Consider the following 22,520-nt stretch of genomic DNA (forward strand, 5'->3'; position numbering starts at 1 on the left):
CTAGTCTGGTGTACAATAGATGTTAGGTTTTTTAAAATTTCCGTCAGAAGACGGTGACAGCGGTTTAAGCTAGTCATTGGAGGATCATACATATGAAATGGAATGAATTAACGATTACGACTACCGAAGAAGCTCAAGAGATGATTTCTAATTTTTTGCATGAATTAGGAGCTGGCGGCGTATCCATTGAAGAGTCAGGCACGACGAATAGAAAACGGGATAACCCTTATGGCGAGTGGTATGAAATTGCTTTTAATGATATACCGGAAGGCATCGCTGTTATAAAGGGATATTTTTCAGATGATATGAATGCAGATGAAATGATCGCAGCATTGAAGCCGCGAATTGAACAACTACGGGAATTTGATATTGACCCAGGTCAGGTTGAGTATTCCGCTGCGCTTGTTGATGACGATGATTGGGCGACAGCTTGGAAGCAGTATTTTAAACCAATACGCGTATCGGATACATTAACGATTAAGCCAACTTGGGAAGAATACGAAGCTGCTCCAGAAGAGAAAATCATTGAGCTTGATCCAGGCATGGCCTTCGGAACAGGCACGCACCCGACAACTTCATTGTGCTTACAGACGCTGGAGTCCGTCGTAACAGGCGGGGAAGAAATGATTGATGTTGGTACAGGCTCAGGTATTTTAGCGATTGGTGCTTGTCTCTTAGGTGTGAAGAGCGTGCTTGCACTGGATTTAGATCCGGTAGCCGTATCGAGCGCGACTGAAAATGTAGCGCTTAACGGCCTCTCCGAGCAGGTAGAAGTTAGACTGAGCGACCTTCTAGGCGTCATTAATGAAGAGACTTCAGCTAATGATGGAGACGCGGGAACAGCTGCGCTTAAGGTAACGGTTCCAGTTGATCTTGTAGTGGCAAATATATTGGCAGAAGTTATTTTGATGTTCGTTGATGATGTCTATGCAGCACTGAAACCGAATGGTATTTATATCGCTTCTGGCGTTTACAAAAACAAAGAAACACAAGTCGAAGAAGGTTTAATCCAGTCAGGGTTCGAAATAATCGAAAAACGCCGCGATGAGGAATGGATTGCATTCGTAGCGAGGAAGCCGAAGGTGGGTTAATGGAAAACTTTTTGAGGTTTCCTTTAGAGGATTTGCCATTTATTGTATTAGCTTTAGTTATTTCATTCACTGTTCATGAGTTTGCTCATGCTTACAGCGCTCATAAATTTGGAGATGATACGGCCTATAATTTAGGCCGTGTGACGCTTAATCCTCGAGTACATCTAGATATTCTCGGTATGCTGCTTATTCTAATAGCAGGCTTTGGGTGGGCAAAACCTGTGCCTGTCAATCAGAGTAAATTTAAAAACCCAAGGTTAATGGGCATTATTGTCACTGCTGTTGGTCCCTTAAGCAACCTGTTGCTTGGTATCATCGGCGTGTTCATTTATGTGGGACTGGATATTTCAGGATTGCTGGAAGCAGGATCAATTGGAGTAACGGCTGCCTTACAAAGATTTTTCTCTTATTTTATTATGTATAACTTCCTTTTGTTCTTATTTAATCTCATTCCTTTGCCGCCGCTTGACGGATATCGTATTATTTCGAACCTCATGCCGCTTAAGATCCGGTACAAAATGGATCAGAATGTACAATGGGGAATGATTATATTTTTGTTAATTGTATTTATTCCGCCACTGCGTGAAGTGACGTTAGATCCTTTGTTTTCATTGATTGGTGTCTTGACGAATAATACATTATTGACGGCTTATAAACTCTTCACGTAAGCAAAAACTTGCGTTTTTATGAGCTTTTAAGGACACTTTTCAATGGATTAAAGGATTGCTGGCAATCGTTTTTCATAGATTTTTCGACTTGAAACGTGGTAATATGAAGGATGGAATTTGTTTAAGGGTGGTTGAATAACGACAATGCAACGATACTTTATAGCGGCGGAGCAGTTTGGCGACTCCGACATCCGCTTGTTGGGCGAGGATGCGCATCATGCGCTCCGGGTAATGCGTACGAAGCCAGGTGATAAATTTATTGTCAGTGACGGCGGAGAACGAACAGCGCTTGTAGCTGTTCGAGAAGCGGAAGCTGCTTGTATAACAGCAGATATTGTTGAAATGTTGCCGATGGATAGCGAGTCGAAATGGTCTGTTACCATTGCACAGAGCTTGCCAAAAGGCGATAAGATGGAACTCGTTATTCAGAAAGGAACGGAGATTGGCGCTTACGCGTTTATCCCATTTCAATCCGAACGAATGATTGTACAATATGATGGCAAGAAGGAAGCAAAGCGTATAGACCGCTGGAGCAAAATCGCAAAGGAAGCGGCAGAGCAGGCTCATCGCAATCGTATCCCAATGATACAGTCTCTGCATAGCTGGCGTGAGCTTATGAAAGCAGCAAGTGCATATGATTTGGTTCTGTTTTGCTATGAGCGTGAGGGCCACGCAGCTCACGGCAGGGGCATTCGCACTGCTGTAAGCGAATGGCGTGAACATACAGGTCATGTAACTTCGCCAAAAATCTTGCTTATCGTAGGATCAGAGGGCGGCTTTACCGAGCGTGAAGCGTCTGACGCGGAAGCTGCCGGCGCTGTATTGGTCGGTTTAGGAAAACGAATATTACGAACGGAAACAGCGGGAATTGTAGGATTAACCTGCTTACTATATGAATCAGGTGAAATGGGAGGAGCGTGACCACTATGCCAACGGTCGCATTTTATACACTAGGCTGCAAAGTAAACTTCTATGATACGGAAGCGATTTGGCAGTTGTTCAAAAACGAAGGGTACGAGCAGGTTGATTTCGAATCGACTGCCGATATTTACTTAATTAACACATGTACGGTAACCAATACAGGAGACAAAAAAAGCCGTCAAATTATTAGACGCGCTGTGCGCCGCAATCCGGATGCTGTCATTGCAGTTACAGGTTGTTATGCGCAAACATCCCCTGCTGAGATTATGGCGATCGAAGGTGTCGATCTTGTAATCGGCACGCAGGATCGTGAGAAAATTATGACTTTTGTCAATCAGATTCAAGAGGATCGCAAACCGGTTAACGCCGTGCGCAACATTATGAAAACGCGTGATTTTGAAGAGCTTGATGTCCCTGATTTCTCAGAACGGACTCGCGCTTTCTTGAAAATTCAAGAGGGCTGCAACAACTTCTGTACATTCTGTATTATTCCTTGGTCTCGCGGGCTTTCCCGCAGTCGTGCAGCGGAAAGTGTATTGGAGCAAGCCAAGCAATTGGTCGCTTCCGGCTATAAGGAAGTCGTATTGACCGGTATTCATACTGGCGGCTATGGCGACGACATGGAAAACTATAATCTGACAAGCTTATTGTGGGATTTGGACAAAATAGAAGGACTTGAGCGGATTCGGATTAGCTCCATCGAAGCAAGTCAAATCGATGATGCGATGATCGACGTGCTGAATCGTTCGAGTAAAATGTGTCGTCATCTTCATATCCCATTGCAAGCAGGCGAGGATTCTGTTTTGAAACGGATGCGTCGTAAATATACGACAGCAGAGTTCGCAGCAAAAATTAAGAGATTGCATGAAGCTATGCCTGGTGTTGCCATTACGACGGATGTTATTGTTGGCTTCCCAGGAGAAACGGAAGAAATGTTTGAGAACGGCTTCCGCTTTATGGAGGATCTGAAGTTTGCAGAAATGCATGTGTTCCCTTATTCGAAACGGACAGGAACACCGGCAGCTCGGATGGATGAGCAGGTAGACGAAGAAGTTAAAAACGAGCGGGTCCATAAACTAATTGACTTGTCTGAGAAAATGCAGCTTGCATACGCGGAGAAATTTGTTGGACAAGTGCTGGATGTCATTCCTGAGCGTGATTATAAAGGTGCTCCAGGGACAGGTCTTGTTATGGGGTATACCGACAACTATATTCAAGTCGTTTTTGACGGAACAGAAGCATTGATTGGAAAATTATGCAGAGTCAAAATTACGGAAGCCGGCGTCAACGAATGTCGTGCAAAGCTTGTTCGCGTGCTTGATGAGCAGGTTGTACAGGCTACAAAAGCTATCTAGCATAACGAATGCGGAGGATTCCTTTGCTTATCAATTCCTGTTATGGAAAAGATGGAGGAATCCTTTGTTGCATATACTAATCATTAAATGTGGCAAGGAGGGAGCCTAACATGAAGGAAATTTCAGCTGGAGGCGTCGTCTATCGTCGGATCGAAGGAAAGCTGCAAATTCAGCTTATTCAGGATCGCTATGGAAAAGTTTCGCTGCCGAAAGGGAAGATGGAAGCCGGAGAAACGATTGAGCAAACGGCTTTGCGAGAAATTGTAGAGGAAACGGGTCTTGAAGGCGTTATTATTTCACCGATCGACCAAATTAAATATCAATATGAGCATAACAAGCTCGGTAAAGTAGATAAAGAAGTTCATTACTACTTGGTAGAGGCAATCGGCGGCTCCCTGCAAGCTCAGGTCGAAGAGATTCGCGGTGTGGATTGGTTTGAGCCGCATGAAGCATGGAAGTTGCAAAAGCAATCTGGTTATGAGAATAATCATCGTATTTTGGCAGGAGCACTTCAGCAGCTAGGCGTGAAAATGGACTAAGGTTAAATTGCTGTATCAAGTCTGCGAAATACTTTTAAATAACAGAACGGCAGCGCAATCAATGAACTGAGGACATTGAAAATGGTTTGTGTATGTGCGATTTGTCCGGCAGCAGAAGAGGATATCCATTCGGAAACGACATTTAGTTCCGAGATGAAGGGCATAAAGAGCAGCGCGCCGCCAGCGTTAAGCACGACATGTGAGATGGCAACGTATTGACCAGCCTTTGTACCGCCAATAGAAGCTAGTAAAGCGGTTGCGCAGGTGCCAATGTTAGCGCCTAGAACGACAGCAATAGCTAATTCAATCGGCATTGCGCCAATGGATACAAATCCCATAATGATGCCAATGACAGCTGCACTGCTATGTACAGCTGCTGTAAGAACAGCACCTGCTGCTAGTCCCCACCAAAGGCTGTCATTCGCTTTTGCAAGAAACCATCTGAACATCTCGCTTTCCTGCACAGCGGGGCCGACTCCCTGCATGATCGTCATTCCTGTCAGAAGCAATGCGAAGCCGCATAGCACCACGGCAGTCGAGCGAAGCGGATCTAGCCAGCTGATTGTTCGTAAAGTAGGAATAACGCGCAATTCTCCCACCAACGCAGTGAACAGCCATATGAGGATGGAAAAGAGCAATAGAGGAACAGCCAGCTTATTTAAATTTAGACCGATTAGCTCGGTTGTTATACAAGTTCCTATATTTGTACCCAAAATAATGCCTAATGTTCGCGGGAAAGTAAGTAGACCTGCGTTAACCATCCCAATGGCAATGACGGTTACAGCCGTGCTGCTTTGAAGAAAAGCGGTCGTCACTGTGCCTATAGCTAGTCCATGCATGGGTGTCGCAGTGGATCGCTCCAATATACCGGTCAAATATGGACCGGCAAGACGGTGCAGAGATAGCTCCATCAGCTTCATTCCGCACATAAACACAGCAAAACCAAGCAGCATAGGAATGATAATCGAATGTATCATGAAACGGTCTCCTTCTTCTTTTTTAAGAGGTACGTTAATTCAATATATATATGCTTGTAATTAGACAAGCATGACAAGCTATTCAATGAGGGGAAGAGAAGCATGAGCAATTCAAAAATATTTCTTCAAAAAGCAAGAAAGAAAAGGGTGGAGCAAGGTCATCCTTGGGTTTACGCTACAGAGATCGATCGTTTAGAGGGAGAAGCGGCACCAGGTGATCTGGTAGATGTCGTTAATCATCAAGGTCGATATTTGGCAACGGGTTATTGGAATCCAAAATCTCAAATTACGGTGCGTATTGTGTCTTATCAGCCTATTGAAGAGATGGATAAGGATTTCTTCCTTGACCGCCTTCGTCAATGCAAGGAGCATCGCGGCCGGTTTGTAGCGGATCAGGATTGCAGGCTGGTGTATGGTGAAGCTGACTTCCTGCCAGGCCTTGTCGTCGACCGTTTCAAAGATGTGCTCGTATTGCAATTGCTAACGCTTGGTATGGATAAGAGACGCGATGATTTAATCGGAGCATTGATTGAAGTATTTGGGCCAAAAGGGATATACGAACGCAGTGATGTAGGCGTGCGTTTGCTGGAGGGCTTGGAGGAACGCACTGGTGTTCTTTACGGTGACTGTCCTACCATTATCGAAATCGAGGAGAACGGCCTGAAGCTAGAGGTCGATATCGTTGAAGGTCAGAAAACAGGCTATTTCTTTGATCAACGTGAAAATCGGGCTGCGATTGCACCACTGATGACTGGTTGGGGAGAGCGCAGCGGAATTCGATTGGTAAACACGGATAAAGTGGGAACCGATATCCCTGCTGGAGCGTTTGCAGCGGACGCTACGCATGTTCCTGTCAATTCTAATGGTAAAATCGTTACTTTCCCTTACTGGGATGGCGCTTCCGTTCTGGAATGCTTTGCTCATACCGGCAGTTTCACACTGAATGCCTGCAAGCATGGTGCGAAGAGAGTAACTTGCCTTGACGTATCGGAGCATGCGATTGAAACGGCAAAACGCAATGTAGAGCGAAATGGCTTTACCGATCGCGTTGAGTTTGTAGTTGCTGATGCATTCGAGTTTTTACGTGCTCAAGTGAAAGGGCTGGATGAGCGTAAACAGCGCGGTCAAGGCGGTGTAGATACTTCCAAGAAGATGGAGAGCTCTGCGGGACGCACTTGGGATGTCGTTATTCTTGATCCCCCTGCATTTGCAAAAACGAAAGGCGCAGTACCCGGTGCCATTCGCGGTTATAAGGATATCAATTTACAAGGACTGAAGCTTGTGAACGAGGGCGGATATTTGGTCACGGCAAGCTGTTCTTATCATATGAAGCCTGATTTATTTTTGGAGACTATTCAAGATGCAGCAATGGATGCCGGCAAGATGCTTCGTTTAGTGGAGTGGCGCGCGGCTGGAAAAGATCACCCGCAGCTGCTTGGCGTAAATGAAGGACACTATTTGAAATTTGCGATTTTTGAAGTGAGAAGCAAGTAACGATTATATCGCAGGGACGGGAGAGTTGCAGATGTCGCTTCGCTTTGTCATTGGCCGCTCAGGAACTGGTAAAACGTCTTATTGCTTGAATGAAATTAGAGAACAACTCCGGAAGGAACCAGATGGGCCGCCGCTTATTATGCTCGTTCCGGAGCAAGCTACATTCCAAACGGAATATGCGCTCCTTCAAAACGGAGACTTAAATGGCACTATCCGGGCGCAGGCGCTTAGTTTTCGAAGACTTGCTTTCCGGGTGATGCAGGAGACGGGCGGAACAGCCCTTATTCCTATTGGTGACACAGGTAAGCATATGCTGCTTTACAAAATCGTTCATCGGTTAGGCGGGCAGCTAGAGCTTTTCCAAAGCGGTGCTGAGCAGCCTGGGTTTATTGATAGATTAGCTGAACTTATAACAGAATGGAAAAGATACGGTGTGGATGCTTCGCTGCTGCAGGATAAAGGAATAGCGGCAGCGGAGAATTCCGACCAGTCTTCATTATTAAAGCGCAAGCTGCATGATCTGCAGCTCATTTATAGTGGAATGGAACAGGAACTCGCGGGCTTATATGTGGACGCCGAGGATTATTTGCGTTATTTGCAAGAGGGCTTCGCTCATGCTGACACGATGGCAGGCTCTCAAATTTGGGTAGATGGGTTTTACGGCTTTACGCCAACGGAATATGAGGCGCTTGGTGCATTAATGAAATCATCGGCTCAGATTACGGTATGCCTTACTTTGAATCGTGTTTACGAGACAGGGGAATTGCCGCATGAGTTGGATTTATTTCATCCAACGGCCGAAACCTATAACAAGCTGATGGAGCTGGCGACTGCGCATGATGTGGAGGTTCTATCCCCGTTGATACTGGAGGATCAGCCATCTATCCGCTTTCAACAGAGTCCCATGCTTGCCCATTTGGAGAAGCACTATGGTGAGCGTGTTCCATTGCTGCTAAATGATGGATCTATACAGAATCGTGATCATGACCGCTGCGGGATATCGCTGCATGCCGCCGTTAATCGGCGAGCAGAGGTTGAGGCCGTTGCTCGCGATATTATTCACCGTGCGCAGTCCCAAAATCTTCGTTGGCGCGATGTAGCCGTTATGGTTCGCAATGCGGAAGGATATACAGATTACATTGCTCTCGTATTCGCAGATTACGGTATTCCATTCTTTGTCGATCAGAAGGAGAAAGCGGTTCATCATCCGCTCGTTGAATTTATTCGTTCTGCGATGGAAACGGTATTGTTTGGTTGGCGGTATGATGCGGTGTTTCGCTGTGTGAAAACAGAGATGCTATTCCCGCTTGATGAGAGTCTACCGAGGGAATGGTTTGATATGCTTGAGAATTTCGCACTTGCAGCAGGAATTGATGGCTGGAAGTGGCTGGATAAGCGACCGTGGCATCCACTAGTTCCTGTATCGCTTGATGATGATACGGAAATGGAAACGAAGATTAGCGACAAGGCACAGAGAGAGTTCGATATTGTCATGGCGGCAAGAGATGCTGTGGTGCCTAAGCTTCAAAGCTTCGGTGAAGCATTGAAGCGCGCCGCAAATGTTCAAGCTATGTGTGAGGCTCTGTATCGTTTGCTGGATCAGTCAGATGCAGCGGATCGATTGGAACTGTGGAGTATGCGAGACCATGAGGCTGGCAGAACACAGCGAGCAAGAAATCATCGCCAGCTTTGGGACAGTGTTATGCAGCTTCTCGATCAATTGGTGGAGCTTGCCGGCAAGGAAGAAGTATCGCCAGAATTATTCGCGGGTATGGTTGAAGCAGGGCTCGATAGCTTGAAGCTTGCCTCCTATCCGCCTGCGCTCGATCAAGTGCTTATTGGAAGCATGGATCGTACGCGTTCGGGCAATGTGAAGGTTTGTTATGTTCTTGGTGCAAATGATGGTGTAATGCCTATGCGTGTGAAGGAAGACGGTATTCTTACGGAGCCTGAGCGAGAACAGCTTGCTGAGGATGGATTAGCAATGGCACCTAGCGTGCGCCGACGCTTGCTGGATGAACGTTTTATGATTTATAACGCGTTGACGACGCCAAGCCGCCATTTGTGGCTGAGCTGGGCACAAGCAGATGAAGAGGGGAAAAGCTTGCTTCCATCTGAGATTGTTCGTCATGTACGCCAGCTGTTTCCGGGCATTCCTATACACAGCATTGCTGCGGAGCCATCTCCGAGTATGAGGGTATCGGAACAAAAAATGTTCGTATCGCAGCCGCAGAGAACCTTGTCTTATTTGATAGCCGCAATACGGAAATGGCGTCAAGGCGCAGAGATAGCTCCATTTTGGTGGGATATGTACAACTGGTTTGCAGTTCGGCCGGAATGGCAGCACAAGCTCCAGCTTCTGACTGGCTCCTTAACTTATGTTAATCAGGAATACGTTCTGACCAAAGAGACGGCAAGAGAATTGTATGGTACACGCCTTCAGGTCAGCGTATCTCGTATGGAACGTTTTGTTTCTTGTCCTTTTCAGCATTTTGCGATACACGGCTTAAAGCTTCGTGAGCGCAAGATGTACCGTCTTGATGCTCCGGATGTTGGCCAGTTGTTTCATGCTGCGCTTAGCAAATTGGCGAATGGATACGGGCAGCGCTGGGGGACGGCGTCGGAATCCGAATTAAAGGCTGCAGCAGCCAAAACGGTGGACGAGCTTGCACCGAAACTGCAATCGCAAATTTTGCTTAGCAGCAGCCGGTTTCAATATATTGCACGCAAGCTGAAGGAAATTGTAGGACAAGCAGCTATTATGCTGGGAGAGCATGCCAGAAGAGCACAATTTCACCCTGTAGGCACTGAGGTGGATTTTGGGCCTGACGGCACACTGCCAGCGCTTCGGATTCCTCTTGATAATGGTGGGGAAATGGAGATTATCGGAAGGATTGACCGAGTGGATGCAGCAGAAACAGAAGGCGGCTTGCTTCTGAGGGTGCTTGATTACAAATCAAGTGCAACCCAGCTTCGATTGGAGGAGGTTGCTTATGGACTCTCTCTTCAGATGCTGACGTATTTGGATGTTCTCGTTACGCATGCTTCTGGTTGGCTTGGTCAACCTGCGACACCATCGGGTGTATTGTATTTCCATGTTCATAACCCGCTGCTTGCACTCTCGAACGGGATTAGTCCGTCGGAGGTCAATGGGAAATTGCTGAAACGGTTCAAAATGCGAGGTCTCGTTACTGCTGATGCAGAGACGGTGAGACTGATGGATGATGAGCTGGATTCCGGCTATTCTGAGCTACTTCCTGTAGCGTTGAAGCGTGATGGAAGCTTTTATAGCAGCTCCTCCGTCGTAACGGATGCGCAGTGGGGTGTCCTTCGGCATTATGTGAGAAATAAAATGGGGATGATAGGCAGTGCCATACAAGCAGGGGAAGTGAGCATCGAGCCTTACCGTGCCGGAACGAAAACACCATGCCAATATTGCGATTACAAAGCGGTCTGCCAATTCGATACGTTATTTGAGGGCAATGAATATAGGAAGCTGACCAAGCCTGCAAAAGAAGACATATGGCAACAGCTAGAGGGGGAGTAACGGATGATGCAAACGGCAAAGGATATGCCGAAACCAGAGAATAGCATCTGGACAGATGATCAGTGGGATGCTGTTGTCTCCAGCGGCTCTGACATTCTCGTTGCGGCAGCCGCAGGATCAGGTAAGACAGCGGTTCTTGTTGAGCGTATCATTCGTAAAATCTCAGCGAATACCGATGTGGATCGATTGCTTGTTGCTACCTTCACGAAGGCTGCGGCTGCGGAGATGAAGGATCGAATACGAGTTGCGCTTGAGAAGGAGCTGGAACGCCAGCCAGACTCTGAGCATTTGCGACGTCAGCTCGCACTAATGAATCGTGCTTCGATAACAACTCTTCACTCCTTCTGCCTTGATGTGATTAGACGGTATTATCCGATTATCGGATTGGATCCCGGCTTTCGAATTGCGAATGAGACAGAAAGCGAGCTCATGAGACTTGATGTGCTGAATCAGTTGTTTGAACAAAAATATGAAGGAGCGGGCGATGAAGGCGCATTTCTGCGATTAGCGGACCGATATGGCGGTGAGCGCGGTGATGAGCCCCTTTATCGACTCGTACAGCAATTGTATGATTTTTCTCAAAGTCATCCTTGGCCGGAGAAATGGCTGCGGCAAACTGCTGAAGCCTTTAACGTTGCTGACGCTGAGGAGCTGCAAGCCAGCGAGTGGGTCATTAGCCTGAAAGGGGATATTGGCCTTGCACTTGAGGGAGCGGCATCGCTTCTGCATCAAGCGCTGGAGCTTACACGTCAGCCAGCAGGGCCAGCACCCTACGCGGCAACCTTTGAGGATGATTTATCACTTATCAATGATCTTACCGATATGATTCATAGCATGCCTTGGGAGCAATGGATGGGACCGTTTCAGGAAGTAGCGTTCGGGAAACTGAAAGCAATGAGAGGCGATGAGTATGATAAGTCGCTTCAGGAGCAAGCCAAGGAATTGCGGGATGGCGCTAAAAAGCTTATAACTACGTTAGTTGATGAGCTGTTTGGCCGCAGCGCGGAGCAGTTTTTGGACGAGCTGAAGGAGCTTGCCCCGCTTATGCGCGCGCTGGCAGAGCTCGTTATTGAATTCGGTCAAAATTATGAAGGGGCAAAAAGAGCGAAGGGTTTGCTGGATTTCGGGGATTTAGAGCATTATTGCTTGCGCATATTGAGAGATCCGTTATCTACATCAGACAATCTTATGCCTTCCATTGCAGCGGTGGAATATCAGCAGCAATTCGATGAAATTCTGCTCGATGAATATCAGGATACCAATATGGTTCAGGAAGCAATCGTTTCACTGATTGCTAGACCGGGCAGAGGAAATCGATTCATGGTCGGTGACGTGAAGCAAAGTATATACGGATTCCGTTTAGCTGAGCCGAAGCTCTTTTTGCAAAAATATAAATCTTATGTTTCTCGATATGATAAGAACATTGCTAACGAGAAGGATGCTTCAAAAGGTCTGCGCATTGATCTTGCCCGCAATTTCCGCAGCCGCTCAGAGGTCGTTGACGGGGTCAATGCGGTCTTCCGTGCGATCATGCGTGAGAATGTAGCTGAAATGGACTATGACGAGCGAGCTGAGCTTGTGTGCGGCGCAAGCTATCCCCAGCCGAGAGAATGGGATCAATTTAAAGTGCAATTCGCTGTTCTAAACAAGGCGGATGATGACGAGAGTGATGAAGAAGGAATAGAAAGTTCAGAGCAATCGGATGAGACTGAGGGTACTGATAATGGAGGCGTTGAAGCGGAGTCGATCTCGGAGCTGAAAACAGCGCAGCTTGAAGCTCGTTGGATTGCGCAGCAGCTGCGATTGATGATCGATACGGGCTATCAGGTCTATGACGGCAAAAAAGGCGAGGAACGCCCTCTGCAGTGGCGTGATGTTGTTATTTTGCTGCGCGCGACACAGCAATGGGCTCCTTTCATCATAGAAGAGCTGCAGTTGAACGGCATTCCAGCTTACGCGGAGCTTAGCAGCGGTTATTTTGATGCGACTGAGGTTGAGACGATTCTTTCTTTGCTTCGCGTCATCGATAATCCTTATCAGGATATTCCGCTTGCTGCAGCTTTAAGATCGCCTTTGTTTGGACTTAATGCTGAGGAATTGGCGAGAATTCGAATTTTATCTGCCAAAGCAACTTATTACGATGCGGTGCTTCATGCCGCAGGTGATTTATATTTGGAAGAGGAGTCGCGACGTAAGCTGTCGCTCTTCTTAGATAGTCTCGATCGTTGGCGAGAGGAAGCAAGGCAAGGTTCGCTCGCTAATTTGCTTTGGGAGATTTATCGGGAGACAGGCTATTACGATTTTGTCGGCGGCCTGGCTGGCGGTACGCAGCGGCAAGCTAACTTGCGCGCTCTGCATGACCGGGCAAGGCAATATGAAGCCACATCATTCCGTGGATTATTCCGTTTTCTCAGATTTATCGAGCGTATGCGAGACAGCGGCGGTGACTTAGGAACAGCAAGAGCACTGGGTGAGCAAGAAGATGTAGTCAGAATAATGTCCATTCACAAAAGCAAAGGGCTAGAGTTTCCAGTCGTATTTGTTGCAGGAATGGGTAAATTGTTCAACCAACAGGATATCCGCAGTGCCTTCTTAAAGCATAAGCAGCTTGGTTTTGGACCGCGCTTTGTGGATCCAACTCTTCGGGTAAGCTATCCTACGCTGCCCTATCTGGCAATCCGTCGCGCGATGAGAATGGAAATGCTGGCTGAAGAAATGCGTATTTTGTACGTGGCTCTTACTCGTCCTAAAGAAAAGATGTTTCTCGTTGCAACGGTCTCGGATGCTGAAGCAAAGCTAAAGAAATGGTTGTCTTCCGTTGATGCAAATGGACGGATGCCTGATTTTCGTGTGGCAGCAGCTCGATCGTTTATAGATTGGCTTGGACCGTTGGCAGCTAGGCAGCTTGCCGAGCAGAAGGCGGAAATGGACGAGAATGCACCTCAGTGGAATGCTGGAATCGTGTCAGCCTCCTTATACGGTACAGAAGCAGCTGCTTCGATTGAAGAGGAAAATTTGTTAGGTGCCGACATGGAAGATCGTTTGCAGGCGGTAACCTCCCTATCTCTGATCGAGGATACAGAAGCAGATGAGGGCTTGCGTGCGAGGCTGGAGTGGCAGTATCCGCATCTAGCTGCTGCTAGTCTTGCTGCAAAAACATCTGTAACGGAAATGAAAAGACTGCATGTCGAGGCGCCAGAGGATACTTTCTATATGGAGGATCAGCCAAAGGAGCATAAAGGCAATAACGCAGAACAGACCTCATTTACAGCTGGAGGCTCGACATTTAAGTTGAGACGGCCAGCATTTATGGAAGAGGTCTCGTTGACCGCTGCTGAGAAGGGTTCGGTCAATCACTTGCTTATGCAGCATGTGTCATTATCCGAGCCGACAGATATGCTCCATTTGCAGCAAACGCTTGAGAGCATGATTGAGAAACGGATGCTAACGAGAAAACAGTCTGAGGCCATCAATATTCCGGCTGTAGCGCAATTTTTTGAAAGCGAGCTTGGAAGACGCTTATTGCGATCCTCTTGGGTGCGAAGAGAAGTTCCGTTCAGTTGTATGTTTCCAGCTAGCCGTGTTTATCCGGGAGCGGATGAATCGCTTGCAGGAGAGCCAATTCTTATTCAAGGTGTGATTGACTGTTTATTTGAAGATATAGAGGGCGTTGTGCTTCTTGACTACAAAACAGATCGCATCCATATGAAGCAATGGGAAGAAACAGCAGAGCGTCATCGCTTTCAGCTAGAGCTTTATGCTGAGGCTATTGAATCTGTAATTGGACGAAAAGTTAACGAGTGCCATGTTTTCTTTTTTGATGGCGCGCAATCCGTACAGCTTCGAAGAGCCAGACAGACATAGAAGGAGGTTGGGAAGTTGGAGAAGCAACAAGCGGGCAAACGATCAATCGGGCTGCCCATAACACTTATCTTACTCGTGTTTAGCTTAATCGGTAACGTCTTCTTATACTCGCATTATTTGCAGGATAAGCAGGATAAGAAATATGAGACAGGCAAAAAGATTTTTGCAGCTGTAGCGGAATCGAAGGCATATTTTGAACAACTGATTCCACATTTGGATGCTTTGCTTGCAAGCAGCAGCGGGGAGCAGCGTCTTGAGGAGAAGTTCCTTACAGGCGGAACAGCGCAAAAGGGTCAAGCGTTCGCAGAGCTCTCTCTAATGGCTGAGGAAATTAACGGTCATTCAAATGAGGGAGCCGCAAAGGCTAAAGCTTATGTAGAAGAGGTTGGAGCAGCGCTGCAAACGATAGGGAACTATGATGGTTCTTTAAATGATGGGGATAAATCTTATTTGCTGGAATTAAAAAAATCTCTTGAATCTTTTTCTAATATTATGAGCAGCTTCAACTCCAATATAGGTGATAACCGAGTCGCTCTCATCCGCTTGTCGAGCGGCCTGGATTGGACGCAATTAGTTGAGAGAGTACAACAAGAGATGAGTACGCAATCTGAATCCGTTCAGAAATAGTTTTCATACTTTGTTTCATTCTACATCGTTAGTCCATTCGTGTTTCAGTAGCCAAACGCCTAACTTCGCATAAGATGAATTAACAGGAGGTTGAGTCGATGGAACACGGAACGGAGCATAAATTAGCAGATCTGCAGGGGCTCAAAGATTGGTGTCAAGCGAACATGAGTCGTTATGTATTGGCCCATACTCATGATGGCTGGTGCTGTGATGGTTTTATAGAGTATATGGATGATGAGGGGCTATATCTAGCGGTACCTTGCGGTTCAAATGAATGGGATAATCGGTCGTTTCCTCCCTATCCGCCCCTGGGTTATCCGATTTATCGCTACCCGAACTATCCTCGCGGACGTTTTATTCGTCAGGTAATCCCGATTGCAGCTTTGGTGGGAATCTCTCTGCTTCCGTTTTTTTGAAAAGGTGTAAACGTCGGCATTAAAAGGGGCATACCCCATTTTCCGGCGTTTGTGAATTGGACTTGCCTCCATTTTTTCGTTATGATAGAGGAACGAGTTAGAATAAGGGGGTGAACCTTATGGACACTATTTTTTCTAAAATCATTGACGGAAGCTTGCCCTCAAAAAAAGTTTTTGAGAATGACAGAATTCTTGCTTTCCACGATATTCAACCAGCTGCGCCTGTACATATATTGATCATACCGAAAAAGTATATCCCAACGATGAATGAAGTCACGGATGAAGATGGGCCGCTTATCGCGGAAATGTTCGCTGTAGCTCGGCAAATTGCCAAGGAGCAAGGCATTGCAGAGTCGGGATATCGCCTAGTAAACAATGTAAATGCTGACGGTGGTCAAGTTGTTTATCATCTGCATCTCCATTTATTGGGCGGGACAAAACTTTCTCCGTTATTAGGAGAGATCCAAAGTTGACACTGGGAATTAGTTTGACTTATAATGAAATTTGATAAACCGTGTATTAGCTCTGGACGGTCTGTTTCGGAGGGAGGGAAAACTGGTGTCTGAAACTAAAGTTCGCAAAAACGAAACTATTGATGCTGCGCTTCGCCGCTTTAAACGTTCCATCGCTAAAGATGGTGTTCTAGCTGAGGTGAAAAAACGCAAGCATTATGAAAAGCCAAGTGTAAAGCGCAAGAAGAAGTCTGAGGCTGCGCGCAAGAGAAAGTTTTAGGAGGATCCTTCCATAATGAACCTGAGCGAAAGATTGATCGACGATATGAAGCAAGCCATGAAGAATCAGGACAAGTTTAAACTATCCGTTATTCGTATGATGCGCGCGTCAGTGAAAAACTTGGAAATCGATCTCAAGCGTCCTTTGGACGACAACGAAGTGGTTGACATATTGAGTCGTGAAGTCAAACAACGTAAAGATTCCCTCCAAGAATTTAAAAAAGCCGGCCGTGATGATTTAGTAGCAGGTCTTGAGGTCGAAATTGAAATTATTAGTCAATACCTCCCCGAACAGCTGACTGAAGAAGAGATTCAAGAGATAGTAACGCAGACCATCCATGAACTCGGTGCTTCTTCTAAAGCCGATATGGGAAAAGTTATGAGTGCCCTTTTGCCTAAAACGAAGGGACGCGCTGACGGTAAACTAGTAAATCAGTTCGTTCAGCAACTTCTAAACTAACTAAACATTCGGACTCACAAAACACCCCCTATGTGGGGGTGTTTTTTTGTTCATATTATGAAGTTTGTTATAATAATGTGAACAATTATGAAACATTTTTAATAATTGAACGTAATAGGAACAATACATAAAAAAAGGAGGAGGCTCTTGCACATGAACCGATGGCGAAGAAAAATGTCTGCCACTCCGTTATTACTGCTCATAGCATTAATGCTGGTTACGCTTGCAGGCGTATTCGGCGGACCTGTCGAACCTGCTAAAGCAGCAACGGATATGGGTCCTGCCGTGTATGTCATACCGGTTAAACAATCTGTAGAGTCGGGACTGCAATCATTTTTGGAAAGAGCTTTTAAAGAGGCAGAGGCTGCTGAAGCCGAACATATTATTTTGGTTGTCAATACGTTTGGCGGCAAGGTCGTCAATGCAGAAGAAATTGGCGAGATGCTGGTAGAAAACAAAATACCAACAACTGCTTTTGTGGAAGGAAAAGCCGTTTCTGCAGGCACATACATTGCGCTTAATGCCGATAACATTGTCATGCAGCCAGGGAGTGCGATAGGAGCTGCAGCTGTCGTAAATGGATCTGGTGATTTAATTGAGAATCCAAAGACGATATCTTTCTGGGTCAAGAAAATGATGGAATCGGCTAGTTTAAACGGTCGTGATGATCAGATTGCAGCAGCTATGGTCGATACGAACGTGGTATTGGATTTGAAGGATAAGATTGGCAGAGACAAGCAAAAGGGCGAGATCCTGACACTATCAGCGAGTGAAGCAGAAAAGTTAGGTTATTCCGAGCATACGGCAAACTCTGTTGATGAAGTTGTGAAATGGCTCGGTCTTGACGGACGTACACAAGTAGATGTAGCTCCGTCGCTTGCTGAAAATGTGGCAAGATGGCTTGTTAATCCGGTAGTGATGACCATACTTCTCATTTTGGGCATCGCGGGTGTTGTCATTGAAATGATTGTTCCAGGTTTTGGTGCTCCTGGTATTGTGGGTATCTTATCCTTTGGTCTATATTTCTTTGGGCACTATGTGGCAGGATTTGCTGGAATGGAGTCAGTCGTTCTGTTTGTGGTCGGTTTATCGTTGCTGATAATTGAGGTGTTCGTTCCTAGCTTCGGTATACTGGGTATCCTAGGAGGCGGGTCCTTAATAACAGCTGTAGTTATCGCTGCTTCCGATCCAATGACTGCTTTTATTTCAATCATGGTTGCCCTTGTAGTAGCCATTGTAATCATTGTGTTATTCGCAAGAATGAACAAAACAAAAGGAGTTTGGAACAAGTTTATTCTGCGTGACAAACTGACGACAGAGGAAGGCTATCTATCAGCAGATGTGAAGGTTTCACTGATAGGGCTTGAAGGTGTCACGATTACACCGCTTAGACCAGCTGGAACTATCCAAATCGGAGAAAACCGCATAGATGTTGTTACTTCTGGTGAGTTCGTTGATACAAAACGAACAGTAATCGTTGTTAAAGCAGAAGGAACTTGGGTCGTCGTGAAAGAAGTAGTAAAATAGCTCAGACACTAAAAACATGGAGGTTTGTCTAATGGATCCAATAGTATCTATCTTAATCTTAGCCGTATTGGTCATTATCGTTTTGTCCGTATTTCTTAGCTTTTTTCCGATCATGCTGTGGATTTCCGCATATGCATCGGGTGTTAGAGTAGGGATTATAACGCTTGTCGCGATGCGTTTGCGTCGAGTCGTTCCTAGCCGTATTGTTAATCCGCTCATTAAAGCGACAAAAGCTGGTCTTGGTTTGAACATTAATCAGCTTGAGAGCCATTTCTTGGCTGGCGGTAATGTTGACCGTGTCGTTAATGCACTAATCGCTGCTCAGCGTGCTAACATTCCGCTTATATTTGAACGTGCGGCTGCAATCGACTTGGCTGGCCGTGATGTTCTCCAGGCAGTTCAAATGAGCGTAAATCCTCGTGTTATTGAAACACCTATCGTTGCGGCAGTTGCCAAAGACGGTATCGAAGTAAAAGTAAAAGCACGTGTAACCGTTCGTGCTAACATCGAGCGTCTAGTCGGTGGTGCTGGTGAAGAAACGATTATTGCTCGTGTTGGTGAAGGTATCGTTACGACGGTCGGTTCGGCTGGCTCACACAAGGATGTCCTTGAGAACCCAGATATGATTTCTCGTACGGTGCTTGGCAAAGGCCTTGATGCAGGAACTGCATTTGAAATCCTATCGATTGATATCGCGGACGTTGATGTAGGTAAAAACATCGGTGCGCATTTGCAAACAGAGCAAGCGGAAGCTGATAAGAAAATTGCTCAAGCGAAAGCGGAAGAACGTCGTGCGATGGCCGTTGCTCATGAGCAGGAGATGAAAGCGAAGGTTGTAGAAATGGAAGCACGGGTTGTTGAATCGCAATCACAAGTTCCGCTTGCGATGGCAGAAGCGCTTCGCAATGGCAAGCTAGGTGTAATGGATTATTTGAACTTGAAAAATATTGAAGCAGATACGGATATGCGCAGCTCCATTAGCAAGCCGGATAGTTCGTCTGATCACAAAGACGGTCGCTAATGCAATCAGTCATTTGGCTGAATACGTTAGGCGTATCCGCGCCTTGGAGGTGAATGCAGTATGACGAAAATTATTGATTTTTTGATGAATAATATATTTATTCTGGTTATTGTCTTCGGAGCTTTGGCTTCTTTGTTCGGTAAGGCAGGCTCGAAGAAGAAACCGGGACAAATGCCAAGCTTTGGTGGAGGAAGCAATCCACGTGAGGGAGTGCCGCAGTCAAGCCATACAGAGGATCAGACATTGCCGGAACGATGGGATGGACAGCAGGTCTATCAGTCCGCACCCAAAGAGGAGCATCAACAATCTAGTCCCCAGTTGTCTCAAGCAGTTAGAGAATATGCTTCCCCAGAGCCTCAGGCAGCTGCTCAGGATCGTTCCATGCAAAGAGCATCTGTTAGCAGGCCGAAGGCGGAGAATCCATTAGAGGGCGTCTCAAAGAAGCGGAGCGCCCTTGCAACTGCCCTGCAAGGGGATGATATTCGGAAAGCTGTGTTATGGGCTGAAATATTAGGTCCGCCGCGTGCAAAAAAACCTTATCGAAAATAAAAATAGAACCGCCGAAGCATATGCTTCGGCGGTTTTTTTATTGTTTTTCACTAGCTATGGCTTATCATCATTCAGTTTAATCTCATATTTAAAGAGCTACCCGCATATTTTGGAACAGTACAATAAATCTGCCTTATTTTCGCATTGCTGCGTAAATTTAAAGATAAAGCTTATGAAAAGAGGTTTCTATGAAAACCTGAAGGAGGCACTCACGTCCATGCGTCGTATAAAAAGAAAATTTCGTAAAGTGACAGCCGAGCTATTGGATATGCCGCATGACGTTGTGTATGATTTACCGCGTTTGACGATGATAGGTGATCGTCAGTTATATATTGAAAATCACCGGGGTGTTGTTCATTTCTCTAGCGAGCGTCTAAGACTTGCTCTAAGTAAGGGACAGCTCGAAGTAACGGGCAGCTCGCTGGTTATTCGCACCATATGGACGGAAGAAGTATTTATTGAGGGTCAAATCACTAACATTGAGTTGATACCCTGAAATAGACGTTGTGTAAGGTGCGGCAAGTGAACTGATTAGTGGGAGGGGAACAGAAATGAGCAACAAAGGAGCAAACTGGTTAAAGGGTATGGTGACTGTTCATATTCGCGGCGGACAACCTGAGCAACTTGTCAACCGAGCGCTTGCTGGAGGGCTCCAGCTGTCTTCCATTCGATGGACAAGCGGAGGCTTGCTTCAATTTGAATTGTCGGTAAGCGACTTTTTTCGACTTCGTGCGTATTTAAAAGAGACAGGCTGTCGCGTTCATGTTATCAAGCGTAAAGGCTTGCCTTTTTGGCTGGTAAAGGCAGAGCGCAGAAAGCTGTTTGCTGGTGGGATTGTTTTATTTTTCGCTCTCATATTTATGCTGTCATCCTTAGTTTGGACGATCGATGTTCAAGGCAATGTTAAGCTAACGGAGGATCAAATACGGTTAGCAGCCAAAGAAGAGGGTCTGTTCCCAATGCAGTGGTCCTTCAAGCTTGCCGATACCGATGTGATGTCTAAGCGACTCGTTCGGAAGCTTCCAGGCTCAACCTGGGTTGGCGTAGAGAAGAAGGGGACAAAGGTTATTATTCAGGTGGTTGAATCGACCGTTCCCGAAGGTGTCGCGCTTGAAAATCCTCGTCATTTGGTAGCGTCGGAGGATGCTGTCGTTACGGAGATTATTGCTGATGCGGGCAGGCCAGTTGTTAAGAAGAATACGAAGGTCAAGAAGGGTCAGACCTTAATTTCAGGTACGATTGGCGGAGATGAAAATTCACGCACAATTGTTGCAAAAGGGAAAGTAAGAGGACTCGTATGGTATGTTTTTGATATCGCTTCTCCAATGGAACAGCAGGTAAAGGTATATACAGGGGAGAAGAAAACAAAATGGTTCATGGTATTAGGATCAAGAGCGCTTCAAGTGAGCGGTTATGGAGATAATCCATTTGAAAATTCGGAAACCATTCAACATGAAGAGAAAGCGGCATGGCGGAATTGGTCGCTTCCGATCGGCAGAATGAAAGAAACGGTTATGGAAATGCAGTTGGAGCAACGTACGCTTACAGCTGAGGAAGCGAAGAGCATTGGCATCCTTCAGGCAAAGGCGGATGTTATTCTTAAAGCAGGAAGCGATGCAGTCATTCGTGATGAAATTGTTTTGCATGAAAAGGCGGACAATGGTAAAGTTTATATGAAAGTTCTATTTGTAGTCGAGCAATCTATCGTTAAGGAAATGCCACTAGTCCAGATGCAGGGAGATTGAGGATTGTTGCAAATTGAAACGAAAGTAGTAAAAATAACGCTTGGCAATGCAGCAGAAGGTCTGGCAGTATTCGGACCGCAGGACAATTATTTGCGCTTAATACAGTCGCAAATTGAAGGATCGGTTACATCAAGGGAAGCTGAGATTGTTATTTCTGGTCCCGTAGATGAAGTAGAATCATTAGAACAGCTTTATAATGTGCTGTTGCAGCTCGTACGCGGGGGCTATACGCCTTCGGAGAGGGATGTTGCATATGCTTTTGAGCTGGCGCGTTCCATGCAGGCAGAAGAGCTGCTAGACTTGTTTACGAAACAAATAACAACAACCTTTAGAGGTAAGCCGATTCGTGTGAAAACGATTGGGCAGCGCCATTATGTGAAGACGATCCGTAAGCTTGATATCGTATTTGGAATAGGTCCAGCAGGTACGGGAAAAACGTATCTAGCAGTCGTTCTCGCTGTCGCTGCGTTGAAGGAAGGCAAGGTCAAGCGAATTGTACTAACTAGGCCCGCAGTAGAAGCTGGAGAAAACCTCGGTTTTCTGCCAGGTGATTTGCAGGAGAAGGTAGATCCATATTTACGTCCTTTGTATGATGCCTTGCATGATGTTTTGGGTCCAGAACAAACGGTAAAAGCGATGGAGCGCGGGATGATCGAAATTGCGCCGCTTGCTTATATGCGTGGACGAACCCTTGACGATGCATTCATTATTTTAGATGAAGCACAGAATACGACGCCAGAGCAAATGAAAATGTTTTTGACGCGTCTTGGCTTCGGTTCAAAGATGGTTATAACGGGTGACGTTACGCAAATTGATTTGCCAAGGGGCAAGAACTCTGGGTTGATCGAAGCACAGCGCATTTTAAGGGATATAGAGGAAATTGGAATAATCTTTTTCTCTGAGCAGGATGTCGTTCGTCATTCACTTGTTCAAAAAATTATTGTGGCTTATAACTGGGATGCTGAAAACAAAGCCTAGAGAGGAATGT

The 22,520-nt window shown here is 46.1% G+C and carries 20 protein-coding genes; 19 read left to right on the forward strand and 1 reads right to left on the reverse strand.

The window, feature by feature from the left end; translation table 11 throughout:
• The first annotated feature begins 92 nt into the window (after window positions 1-92).
• The 5 genes from prmA to AC0YOD_RS06985 all read left to right on the forward strand — a co-directional run bounded on the left by prmA (window position 93) and on the right by AC0YOD_RS06985 (window position 4,574).
• A complete protein-coding gene (gene prmA, locus AC0YOD_RS06965) occupies window positions 93-1,091 on the forward strand; it encodes a 50S ribosomal protein L11 methyltransferase (RefSeq protein WP_475798551.1) in 999 nt (332 codons plus the stop codon).
• Window positions 1,091-1,759 (forward strand): site-2 protease family protein, encoded by a 669-nt coding sequence (locus AC0YOD_RS06970; protein ID WP_475798552.1) that lies wholly within the window; start codon window positions 1,091-1,093, stop codon window positions 1,757-1,759. The genes prmA and AC0YOD_RS06970 overlap by 1 nt, the downstream gene beginning before the upstream one ends.
• A gap of 144 nt (window positions 1,760-1,903) precedes the next feature.
• Complete coding sequence (locus tag AC0YOD_RS06975; protein ID WP_475798553.1) at window positions 1,904-2,680, forward strand: RsmE family RNA methyltransferase; 777 nt, start codon at window positions 1,904-1,906, stop codon at window positions 2,678-2,680.
• 5 nt (window positions 2,681-2,685) lie between these two features.
• Window positions 2,686-4,035, forward strand: coding sequence for a tRNA (N(6)-L-threonylcarbamoyladenosine(37)-C(2))-methylthiotransferase MtaB (mtaB, locus tag AC0YOD_RS06980; RefSeq protein ID WP_475798554.1), 1,350 nt, complete (start codon window positions 2,686-2,688; stop codon window positions 4,033-4,035).
• Between the two features lie 110 nt (window positions 4,036-4,145).
• A complete protein-coding gene (locus tag AC0YOD_RS06985) occupies window positions 4,146-4,574 on the forward strand; it encodes an NUDIX hydrolase (RefSeq protein ID WP_475798555.1) in 429 nt (142 codons plus the stop codon).
• A gap of 2 nt (window positions 4,575-4,576) precedes the next feature.
• On the opposite strand, the gene AC0YOD_RS06990 is transcribed toward AC0YOD_RS06985, so the two are convergent.
• Window positions 4,577-5,551 carry a Na/Pi cotransporter family protein gene (locus AC0YOD_RS06990; protein WP_475798556.1) on the reverse strand — a complete coding sequence of 325 codons (975 nt, stop codon included), beginning with the start codon at window positions 5,549-5,551 and terminating at the stop codon, window positions 4,577-4,579.
• 102 nt (window positions 5,552-5,653) lie between these two features.
• Between AC0YOD_RS06990 and AC0YOD_RS06995 the strand changes: the two genes are divergently transcribed.
• The 14 genes from AC0YOD_RS06995 (at window position 5,654) to AC0YOD_RS07060 (ending at window position 22,510) form a co-directional block, all read left to right on the forward strand.
• Window positions 5,654-7,045 (forward strand): class I SAM-dependent rRNA methyltransferase, encoded by a 1,392-nt coding sequence (locus AC0YOD_RS06995; RefSeq protein WP_475798557.1) that lies wholly within the window; start codon window positions 5,654-5,656, stop codon window positions 7,043-7,045.
• Window positions 7,046-7,076: 31 nt separating this feature from the next.
• Window positions 7,077-10,592: a helicase-exonuclease AddAB subunit AddB gene (addB, locus tag AC0YOD_RS07000; RefSeq protein ID WP_475798558.1), complete on the forward strand. Its 3,516-nt coding sequence runs from the start codon at window positions 7,077-7,079 to the stop codon at window positions 10,590-10,592.
• Window positions 10,593-10,595: 3 nt separating this feature from the next.
• The gene (gene addA, locus AC0YOD_RS07005; protein ID WP_475798559.1) at window positions 10,596-14,456 is read left to right on the forward strand and encodes a helicase-exonuclease AddAB subunit AddA; all 3,861 of its coding nucleotides are present in this window, start codon (window positions 10,596-10,598) and stop codon (window positions 14,454-14,456) included.
• 15 nt (window positions 14,457-14,471) lie between these two features.
• The gene (locus AC0YOD_RS07010) at window positions 14,472-15,083 is read left to right on the forward strand and encodes a hypothetical protein (protein ID WP_475798560.1); all 612 of its coding nucleotides are present in this window, start codon (window positions 14,472-14,474) and stop codon (window positions 15,081-15,083) included.
• A 98-nt stretch (window positions 15,084-15,181) separates the two neighbouring features.
• On the forward strand, window positions 15,182-15,499 hold the full coding sequence (locus AC0YOD_RS07015) for a hypothetical protein (RefSeq protein ID WP_475798561.1): 318 nt from the start codon (window positions 15,182-15,184) through the stop codon (window positions 15,497-15,499).
• Between the two features lie 119 nt (window positions 15,500-15,618).
• Window positions 15,619-15,972 carry a histidine triad nucleotide-binding protein gene (locus AC0YOD_RS07020; RefSeq protein ID WP_475798562.1) on the forward strand — a complete coding sequence of 118 codons (354 nt, stop codon included), beginning with the start codon at window positions 15,619-15,621 and terminating at the stop codon, window positions 15,970-15,972.
• Between the two features lie 85 nt (window positions 15,973-16,057).
• Entirely contained in the window at window positions 16,058-16,231 is a 174-nt protein-coding gene (rpsU, locus tag AC0YOD_RS07025; protein WP_005547957.1) for a 30S ribosomal protein S21, read from the forward strand.
• Window positions 16,232-16,246: 15 nt separating this feature from the next.
• Entirely contained in the window at window positions 16,247-16,690 is a 444-nt protein-coding gene (locus AC0YOD_RS07030) for a GatB/YqeY domain-containing protein (RefSeq protein WP_475798563.1), read from the forward strand.
• A 153-nt stretch (window positions 16,691-16,843) separates the two neighbouring features.
• On the forward strand, window positions 16,844-18,217 hold the full coding sequence (locus tag AC0YOD_RS07035) for an NfeD family protein (protein WP_475798564.1): 1,374 nt from the start codon (window positions 16,844-16,846) through the stop codon (window positions 18,215-18,217).
• 31 nt (window positions 18,218-18,248) lie between these two features.
• Entirely contained in the window at window positions 18,249-19,238 is a 990-nt protein-coding gene (gene floA, locus AC0YOD_RS07040; RefSeq protein ID WP_475798565.1) for a flotillin-like protein FloA, read from the forward strand.
• A 60-nt stretch (window positions 19,239-19,298) separates the two neighbouring features.
• Window positions 19,299-19,787, forward strand: coding sequence for a hypothetical protein (locus AC0YOD_RS07045; RefSeq protein WP_475798566.1), 489 nt, complete (start codon window positions 19,299-19,301; stop codon window positions 19,785-19,787).
• 217 nt (window positions 19,788-20,004) lie between these two features.
• Complete coding sequence (gene yqfC / locus AC0YOD_RS07050; RefSeq protein ID WP_475798567.1) at window positions 20,005-20,283, forward strand: sporulation protein YqfC; 279 nt, start codon at window positions 20,005-20,007, stop codon at window positions 20,281-20,283.
• Between the two features lie 55 nt (window positions 20,284-20,338).
• Window positions 20,339-21,532: a sporulation protein YqfD gene (yqfD, locus tag AC0YOD_RS07055; RefSeq protein WP_475798568.1), complete on the forward strand. Its 1,194-nt coding sequence runs from the start codon at window positions 20,339-20,341 to the stop codon at window positions 21,530-21,532.
• A 6-nt stretch (window positions 21,533-21,538) separates the two neighbouring features.
• A complete protein-coding gene (locus AC0YOD_RS07060; RefSeq protein WP_475799317.1) occupies window positions 21,539-22,510 on the forward strand; it encodes a PhoH family protein in 972 nt (323 codons plus the stop codon).
• Window positions 22,511-22,520: the final 10 nt, after the last annotated feature.

Source organism: Paenibacillus sp. J31P13, from assembly GCF_056269295.1.

What these genes read in the sequence shown, in the direction of transcription:
- prmA (WP_475798551.1), top strand. Translation starts at nt 93, where the DNA reads ATGAAATGGAATGAATTAACGATTACGACTACCGAAGAAGCTCAAGAG.
- AC0YOD_RS06970 (WP_475798552.1), top strand. Translation starts at nt 1,091, where the DNA reads ATGGAAAACTTTTTGAGGTTTCCTTTAGAGGATTTGCCATTTATTGTA.
- AC0YOD_RS06975 (WP_475798553.1), top strand. Translation starts at nt 1,904, where the DNA reads ATGCAACGATACTTTATAGCGGCGGAGCAGTTTGGCGACTCCGACATC.
- mtaB (WP_475798554.1), top strand. Translation starts at nt 2,686, where the DNA reads ATGCCAACGGTCGCATTTTATACACTAGGCTGCAAAGTAAACTTCTAT.
- AC0YOD_RS06985 (WP_475798555.1), top strand. Translation starts at nt 4,146, where the DNA reads ATGAAGGAAATTTCAGCTGGAGGCGTCGTCTATCGTCGGATCGAAGGA.
- AC0YOD_RS06990 (WP_475798556.1), bottom strand. Translation starts at nt 5,551, where the DNA reads ATGATACATTCGATTATCATTCCTATGCTGCTTGGTTTTGCTGTGTTT.
- AC0YOD_RS06995 (WP_475798557.1), top strand. Translation starts at nt 5,654, where the DNA reads ATGAGCAATTCAAAAATATTTCTTCAAAAAGCAAGAAAGAAAAGGGTG.
- addB (WP_475798558.1), top strand. Translation starts at nt 7,077, where the DNA reads ATGTCGCTTCGCTTTGTCATTGGCCGCTCAGGAACTGGTAAAACGTCT.
- addA (WP_475798559.1), top strand. Translation starts at nt 10,596, where the DNA reads ATGATGCAAACGGCAAAGGATATGCCGAAACCAGAGAATAGCATCTGG.
- AC0YOD_RS07015 (WP_475798561.1), top strand. Translation starts at nt 15,182, where the DNA reads ATGGAACACGGAACGGAGCATAAATTAGCAGATCTGCAGGGGCTCAAA.
- AC0YOD_RS07020 (WP_475798562.1), top strand. Translation starts at nt 15,619, where the DNA reads ATGGACACTATTTTTTCTAAAATCATTGACGGAAGCTTGCCCTCAAAA.
- AC0YOD_RS07030 (WP_475798563.1), top strand. Translation starts at nt 16,247, where the DNA reads ATGAACCTGAGCGAAAGATTGATCGACGATATGAAGCAAGCCATGAAG.
- AC0YOD_RS07035 (WP_475798564.1), top strand. Translation starts at nt 16,844, where the DNA reads ATGAACCGATGGCGAAGAAAAATGTCTGCCACTCCGTTATTACTGCTC.
- floA (WP_475798565.1), top strand. Translation starts at nt 18,249, where the DNA reads ATGGATCCAATAGTATCTATCTTAATCTTAGCCGTATTGGTCATTATC.
- AC0YOD_RS07045 (WP_475798566.1), top strand. Translation starts at nt 19,299, where the DNA reads ATGACGAAAATTATTGATTTTTTGATGAATAATATATTTATTCTGGTT.
- yqfC (WP_475798567.1), top strand. Translation starts at nt 20,005, where the DNA reads ATGCGTCGTATAAAAAGAAAATTTCGTAAAGTGACAGCCGAGCTATTG.
- yqfD (WP_475798568.1), top strand. Translation starts at nt 20,339, where the DNA reads ATGAGCAACAAAGGAGCAAACTGGTTAAAGGGTATGGTGACTGTTCAT.